The organism is uncultured Nocardioides sp. (assembly GCF_947489365.1).
GTDB lineage: Bacteria > Actinomycetota > Actinomycetes > Propionibacteriales > Nocardioidaceae > Nocardioides.
This window is the reverse complement of record NZ_CANLDB010000018.1, coordinates 1-677: the sequence shown is the minus strand read 5'-3', so window position 1 is coordinate 677 and position 677 is coordinate 1. Positions and strand designations below refer to the sequence as shown.

At 64.5% G+C, this 677-nt stretch carries 1 protein-coding gene; it reads right to left on the bottom strand.

Going from position 1 to position 677, the window contains the following annotated elements; all coding sequences use genetic code 11:
* Positions 1-485, bottom strand: a 485-nt coding sequence (locus tag Q0858_RS21480) for an SBBP repeat-containing protein (RefSeq protein WP_299058442.1), incomplete at its 3' end; no start/stop codon positions are given.
* Positions 486-677 lie beyond the last annotated feature (192 nt).

Here is a 677-nt window from a genome sequence, read left to right as displayed (position 1 = left end):
CCAGCGGAGTCCTGGTCGATGAATGCCGGGCCGCCCACTGCGGCGAACTGAACTCGGGCTCCACCGTCGGCGGGATACCGAAAGATCTGGTTAGTGGAGAGCGACGACACATAAATGTCGTTGTTCGCGGTGATGGTGATACCGAATGCCCCGGGGACGTTGTCGTCCACGACAGTCTGGGTGCCATCCGGTGCGATACGTGACAGAGTCCCTCCGGTGTAGGACGTCACATAGGCGTTTTGGTTGGAGTCGACCGCTACTCCCGTGGCGTCTTCGACCGCTCCCACGACGCTGCGCTCGGAACCGTCGCCGGGAACCCGTATGACCTGGTCTTCGCCAAACTCAGCTACCAAGAGGTCCGGCTGTGCGACAGACACCTCGGCCGCGGACGCCGACACGGGCGCCACGAACAGGGTGCAGGCGATCGCCGAGGCCAGAGTGGCACCACCGACCCACGTGCGGCGACGGTGTGGCGCGTAGAACATTTGGCCTCCAGGGTTCCCCGTGGGCGAGCCCGAGCGGCCCGACCAGGCGCAAGCATCAGCCGTTCCGGTGTGCATCTGTACCGTCTTGCGGATTCCTTGCGGCAACAACAGGACTCAGCCTGGTGTTCAGGGCTAGTTGTGTCGGCTGGCTGACACACAACAGCTCAGGCCGGAGGTCTGCGGTCGGCCCGC